7 protein-coding genes, 2 tRNA genes and 1 pseudogene are annotated in these 6,054 nt (G+C 54.6%); 3 read left to right on the top strand and 7 right to left on the bottom strand.

The features are described 5' to 3' along the window. Positions 1–163 precede the first annotated feature (163 nt). From ACOSYY_RS10480 to ACOSYY_RS10455, 6 genes are all read right to left on the bottom strand, one after another. Positions 164–238 (bottom strand) — tRNA-Gly (locus tag ACOSYY_RS10480). A gap of 183 nt (positions 239–421) precedes the next feature. Further along, positions 422–507: transfer RNA gene (locus ACOSYY_RS10475), tRNA-Tyr, on the bottom strand. A 229-nt stretch (positions 508–736) separates the two neighbouring features. Then, a complete protein-coding gene (locus tag ACOSYY_RS10470; protein ID WP_421662287.1) occupies positions 737–1,099 on the bottom strand; it encodes a hypothetical protein in 363 nt (120 codons plus the stop codon). Between the two features lie 24 nt (positions 1,100–1,123). After that, positions 1,124–1,624, bottom strand: a complete 501-nt coding sequence (locus ACOSYY_RS10465; RefSeq protein WP_421662286.1) for a hypothetical protein — start codon at positions 1,622–1,624, stop codon at positions 1,124–1,126. Between the two features lie 39 nt (positions 1,625–1,663). Continuing rightward, a complete protein-coding gene (locus ACOSYY_RS10460) occupies positions 1,664–3,691 on the bottom strand; it encodes an ATP-dependent helicase (RefSeq protein WP_421662285.1) in 2,028 nt (675 codons plus the stop codon). A gap of 76 nt (positions 3,692–3,767) precedes the next feature. Next, a complete protein-coding gene (locus ACOSYY_RS10455) occupies positions 3,768–4,310 on the bottom strand; it encodes a DUF4112 domain-containing protein (RefSeq protein ID WP_421662284.1) in 543 nt (180 codons plus the stop codon). A 264-nt stretch (positions 4,311–4,574) separates the two neighbouring features. Here ACOSYY_RS10455 and ACOSYY_RS10450 point away from each other — a divergent pair, with 264 nt between their 5' ends. The 3 genes from ACOSYY_RS10450 to ACOSYY_RS10440 all read left to right on the top strand — a co-directional run bounded on the left by ACOSYY_RS10450 (position 4,575) and on the right by ACOSYY_RS10440 (position 5,942). Next, a complete protein-coding gene (locus ACOSYY_RS10450; RefSeq protein ID WP_421662283.1) occupies positions 4,575–4,976 on the top strand; it encodes a type II toxin-antitoxin system prevent-host-death family antitoxin in 402 nt (133 codons plus the stop codon). Further along, positions 4,973–5,431 carry an ATPase gene (locus ACOSYY_RS10445; protein ID WP_421662282.1) on the top strand — a complete coding sequence of 153 codons (459 nt, stop codon included), beginning with the start codon at positions 4,973–4,975 and terminating at the stop codon, positions 5,429–5,431. The genes ACOSYY_RS10450 and ACOSYY_RS10445 overlap by 4 nt, the downstream gene beginning before the upstream one ends. A 256-nt stretch (positions 5,432–5,687) precedes the next feature. After that, positions 5,688–5,942 carry a hypothetical protein gene (locus ACOSYY_RS10440; protein WP_421662281.1) on the top strand — a complete coding sequence of 85 codons (255 nt, stop codon included), beginning with the start codon at positions 5,688–5,690 and terminating at the stop codon, positions 5,940–5,942. Here the strand turns inward: ACOSYY_RS10440 and ACOSYY_RS10435 are convergent. Further along, positions 5,865–6,054: pseudogene (locus tag ACOSYY_RS10435) on the bottom strand (IS5/IS1182 family transposase); the annotation flags it as partial. The gene ACOSYY_RS10440 and the pseudogene ACOSYY_RS10435 overlap by 78 nt on opposite strands.

Genomic DNA, 6,054 nt, shown 5'->3' with positions numbered 1-6,054 from the left:
CTTACCAAGGACGTGCTCTACCAACTGAGCTACGTGGGCATGTGACGCGCCATACGTCACCCTCGAAACTAGACCCACCTTCCCACCAGCAACTCTCACCATCATAATAAACGCCCGATCATAAACGCCCGATCAACACTTGCCGCTCTACCACCATCACGCTTGGAGCGGGCGATGGGATTTGAACCCACGACAGCCAGCTTGGAAGGCTGGAACTCTACCACTGAGCTACGCCCGCCTTTTCTTACTTTCTTCGGCTCATACGCTCATCAAGCCACAAATTCTTGGGTGCACACCCGACTTATCCACTCACCAATTCGCCGACCCACTTAAACGCATACGTAATCTTGCGGGCTTTACCCTGGAGGCGTTTATCCGGCTCGCCACTCACAAGCTCGCCCGGTACGAGCGAAGCTCGGCTTGGTGGGCAGGCAAGGATTCGAACCTTGGAAGACATAAGCCAGCAGATTTACAGTCTGCCCCCTTTGGCCACTTGGGTACCTGCCCGCGATGTTTCATTGTTCTATACAAACCATTGCAGCACAAATAGAGGATGCTTGACAAAGACAAGCAAGCCTACCCGTGCACAGTTTTCTTCCTCAATCCTCAAAGATTGATTCGTTGAAGTGCTCGGACAGGCTAGATCACGAAATGCTGGATTCTATTGATGAACTTCCGTCATGTCAAGAGGGAATTCGGCTCAGGTGCTTTTTTAATTTATCGTCCTTCAAGGAGTCTAACAGGCAGACCCTCTAGATGGCTCAAATGAAGCTTGAACTCTCTTAATAAAATTATGTTGAAAACCGAGAACTTGTTTCATTAAAACCGCGGCCTCCTTCAACGTCAACTGTGACGGCTTGGCCAAATACCTTTTCTGAGCGAGGCGCCGTTCGTCCGGATCTTCAGGGACGTAATACCCACGGAGATCACCCTTCTCGAGTGCCCCCTTGAACCGTCGAATCCATTGATGGGCCTGCCCCGGCTCCTGAAACATAGATTTCCCCGTCTTGTGCTTCACTTCAAGCTGATTCCAGACCGCCCAGCCGATAAAGACCGCCCATGTTTCGTTCAGCGCTTCCCACGACTCTGTCTTCGTCAAATAGCGTGATTCCGTGTCGCCCGTTCACAGAGCGACCGGAGTGATCCGCACTTCCTCATATCGACAGGCTTGCTGATGTTTGGCAAAGCTCAGCAGCTCTCCCAAACCGTCCCCGGCCTTGCCTGAGCGCTCTTCAACGACTTGCAGGTAATCCATGTAGGCATGAAACAGCTCATGATAGAGCACTTCCAATTCCTTGTGCGTCATCTTGCCAAGCGGCTTGAGGGTCCTTCCCGCACCGTTGAAAGACAACGAACGGTGAAGGACCATCCGATGCTCGTCAGGATGGTACTCAGCGGCGTAAGCCCGAAGATCATCGAACTCAAAATGAATAAAGTCCGGAGGGAGTGCCTTCAGAAACTTCGTCGGCAACTGTCCACGCCCTGCGTCATCGAGAAGGCGCGCCCATATCCGGTTTTTACCACCCTCTTCATTTTTGGCGGTGACAGCGGCTTCCGCAAGGAAGGCCGTGACCAACCAGCAGCACCACCACGCCAGAAACAATCGAATCGTGATGTGACTCATAGAGACAGGAGTTGATACCTTGCGACAAGGAATCGTCAATCAATAATACGGCTCTCGCTCAATCCCCCAGTTCTCTCGTTCGCCTTCCTCTACCAAGGCCAATGTATCGAGAAGGTCCGAGGGCACATGGTCCAGAAACCGCGAGGGCTTCGAAAGCAACATCCCGCTGGTCTTGTCGTACACATTGATGGGGTACGTCAAAAACAAATGCCGTTTGGCTCGAGTGACCGCCACATAGAAGAGTCGCCGTTCTTCTTCTAATTCGTCGTCGGTGAGGAAGGAATAGGCCGAGGGAAACCTGCCGTCTACCACCCAGATGACAAACACGCACTGCCACTCCAACCCCTTTGCGGAATGGATCGTCGAAAGCACAAGACGTTCATCATCGCGATCAAACGCTTCCACATTCACAGCGCTCCCATCAGGCGGCTCCAGCGCTAAATCAGCAAGAAACTCGTCAATCCCCTCGTAGCCCTCGGCAATTGTGTGGAGATGATCGAGATCTCTCGTGCGTTTCGGGTAATCGTCGTACTGTTCCTTGAGAATCGGAAGGTAGTACTCATAAATATGATTGACCTGTTCGGCGGGCCGTCGATCATCCGATCCAGCCAGGCTCTCCAGCGTATTGGCCAAGTTCTTGAGCCCCTGCCCGGCACGGCCGCTCACCCCGCGCAGCACGTCGAATGGCCGTCCGGATTGCACGATCGCGGCGAGCAAGTCCTGAGCCTTCTTCGGACCCACCCCTTCGACCAGCATTAACACGCGATGCCAACTGACCGTATCAAGCGGGTTGGAGACGACCCGCGCATGCGCCAGCAGATCCTTGACGTGGGCCGTCTCGATGAACTTCACCCCGCCGCGCTTAATAAAGGGCAGCCCCTTGCGCGAGAGCTCGATTTCCAGGTCAAACGAATGGAAACTGGAGCGAAACAGCACGGCCACCTCATCCAGTGGCACACCTTCTTCACGAAGCTCCAAAATCTTCTGTGCGATGAATCGCGATTGCGCGTTTTCTCCCGCCGCTTCTACTAATGCAGGCAGCGGTCCATCGATCTTTCTCGTAAAGAGGCGCTTCGTATATTTCTCGGTCGCTTCCTCGATAATGCAGTTGGCGAGATTCAAAATCGGCTGCGTGCTGCGATAGTTTTCTTCGAGCTTATAAACCGTCGTGCCGGGGAACAACAGGGGAAACTCCATGATGTTCTTGAAGGTCGCACCCCGGAACGCATAGATGGATTGAGAATCGTCGCCGACCACCATCACGTTCTGATGGGTCATTGCCAGTTGGCGGATGACCTCGGCCTGCAATCGATTCGTATCTTGATACTCATCCACGAGGATATGGCGATACTGACGGGAAATGTTCGCGCGGGCCGCTTCGTCACGCAACAGCAACTGCCGCAGCATCACCAGCAGATCGTCGTAGTCCAAGAGTTGCTTTTGGCGCTTCGCCGTTTGATAGGCTTTTTGAAGCCGTCCGAGATCCTCCGAGTGATCCGCGAAATGACTGAACTCTTCCAAGATGATCTCGTCGAGACTGCGCAGCGTATTTTCGCTCTTGCTGATCATTTCCATGACTGTCCCCTTGCGGGGAAAGCGCTTGTCCTTTTCATTGAGTCCAAGCTGCGACCGCATAAGCGCGATTAAATCCTCCGCATCGCCACGATCCAGAATCGTGAACCCTGGCTCGATGCCGATGCACCGGCCATACCGACGCAGCAAAAGATTGGCCACCGAGTGGAACGTCCCTCCACAGACCCGATGGCTACTCGTCCCGATCAGATCGCCGGCCCGCTCCAACATTTCCTGAGCGGACTTGCGCGTGAACGTCAGCAGTAAAATGTTCGACGGATCCACACCGGAATCGATGAGGTAGGCCACGCGATAGACCAACGTGCGGGTCTTGCCGCTTCCGGCTCCCGCAATGACCAGTGATGGGCCGTCGCCCGCCGTCACCGCCGCCAATTGCTGAGTGTTCAGCGCGGCAGAATAATCGGTGGACAACTTGCGCGGGACCGCCTCCTCAGCAGGCCGCTTCAACACATAGGTTTTAACTTCTCGTTCCATGGAGATGCGCGAAGGAAGTATTGTTAACTTTGGTACTCAGGAAGGTTTGTTGTATACCACACTCGACTTCCCATTCCTATCCACCGGTGACCATCGACCAGAGCTTGTAGACCACCCACACCATGCAGGCAATCATGACCAGCAGAAGCGCCACCGTACCGCCGATAATTCCGCCAACGTAGAACCAATCCGCATGGGTCTCACGATCCGGCTGCATCGCAGCCTCGCGGAGCAATGCGGCATTTCTCGCATGGCTCCGGAACCACACCGAGAAGAGATCTCCGAAAATCGGAACTGCACCAACCGTCCCATTGATCAGGAGATTCAGGCTCATGCGAGCTATGACAATACGAGGAAGCTGTAAACGCGTCGCGAGCCCAAGGATGATCGTACCGATGAGATTCGCAATCACATCCCCGATCCCAGGGATGAGGCCGAGCACGGGGTCCAATCCGACGTACCACGACGTGCCGGGAATCTTGACCGTCGTATCCATGACCTTGGCCAAAATATCCGCAATCGCGAGCAAGTGCTCGCGCGTCTCATCGCGTGGCAATACTTTAACCCGTGAGGTGGATTGGCGATGGGCGGTCGGAGCAGACATGCGTAATGTACCCAAGAGAAATTCTTTTCACTGTACCAGATCATCGCACGAGGAATGCAACCGAGTCATTGGCAGCCATTCACAATTCCGTCGCCGCCCCCATTCCTCTTGAGCCATTCTTTCTGCTTACGAAGAGGAAGACACACAATACGAGCAGCTCAGCACATGCAGGAGCGGCACCGCATCTTAAGTTGCATCTTAGGTCATGCTCGCACTTGACCTTGGAATAGACACTATGTACAATTTGGCTATATTAGTCATTTCTTTACGCAAGACATCATGTCCAAGCTCACATTCAAAAACAGCCGTGGACAGCTTGTAGACATCTCCTCGGTAGCGGCCACAAAGGTCAAGAACGAGTTCGGCGCGATCTTGGAGAAAACGATGCACAGTGGGGCGGTCGCCATTACCCGTCACGACAGACCCAAGGCTGTGCTCCTCTCGTTCGCCGAGTTCGAATCGCTGGTGAAAGAACGCGGTCGCTCGCTCGACGATCTGGGCAAGGAGTTCGACGAATTACTGGCCCGCATGCAGACACCACAAGCGCGAAATGGCGTGGAGGCGGCCTTCAACGCCTCTCCGCAGGAACTGGGACACGCCGCAGTCACGACCACCCAAAAAAAACATCGCGCACCGGTACGCAAACGAGCGCGGCGCATGTCGACAGCCGCGAGGGCATGAGCCCATCTCGGCGGCCACGGATTCATGTGCTGGCCGGCGTCAATGGGGCAGGGAAAAGCAGCATCGGTGGCACGGCCGTCCGTCAACACGGAGGCGAGTATTTCAATCCGGACGAAGCGGCCCACGCACTGAGAGAAACAGACCCCACCCTGACACAGGCAGATGCCAACAGCATAGCCTGGCGCCAAGGCGTGAGGCTGCTGAAGAGGGCGGTCGAAAAGCGCCTGGATTTTACCTTCGAGACTACCCTCGGCGGGAATACCATCACAAGCCTCCTTGTGCAAGCAGCCGAACAGAGCATTGAGGTGCGCGTCTGGTACGTGGGACTGTTCAATCCGGAATTACACGTCGCACGCGTCCAAGCCCGAGTCAGCCGAGGCGGGCACGATATCCCTGCTCGCGACATCCATCGGCGCTACGAACATAGCCGCCTCAAACTCGTTCAATGCGCATGATCACAAGCCTACCTCGATTTCCGCTTGACACCTTTCTCACACCTCGCGTTATCTTTATTTCATAGTTATTGGCACTGATGGTAGACAACCGCGTGACAACCTCCATCGATGTTTACATCGGCTCTCCGCTGGAGCAACAATCCGAACGATCATTCCTCAATCGAGCCTGTGATGATCTTCGCAAAGCCAATTGTGCTGCCATCATCCTAGCCAATTTCTACCGCCGACTCATCCGCGCCAAATTGACTTTCTTGTTGTGACGGAACGATGTGCGGGGCTCATCGAGCTCAAAGCATTTAACCGGCCAGTGGAGGGAGGTATAAACGGCGAGTGGAGTTTGGTCCTACCAGACGGGTCGAGAAAGAAGATTCACTTGCCGAATCCTCATGAGCAAGTTGTTCAACGCAAATTTGCACTCAGTGATGAAGTCCGGAAGCCCGTTGCGGTTTTCCATGAGCGCATGACCCATATCGCAAAGTTTCGCCTCGCGGCCTTGCGCCTTGCGGTATAGGCGGCTATCGGGGTCGGTCGTGCTGGCATGCGTGTCATTTTTCCGCTTCTGGCCGTGAAAGCTCTCGCCGCTGTCTCCGTCACCGGAACCGTCTTTGGGTTTGAAGCTTTTG

It is taken from the genome of Nitrospira sp. BLG_2, from assembly GCF_049222245.1.
The sequence above is the reverse complement of the archived record's forward strand: the minus strand, read 5'-3'. Positions and strand labels throughout refer to the sequence as shown.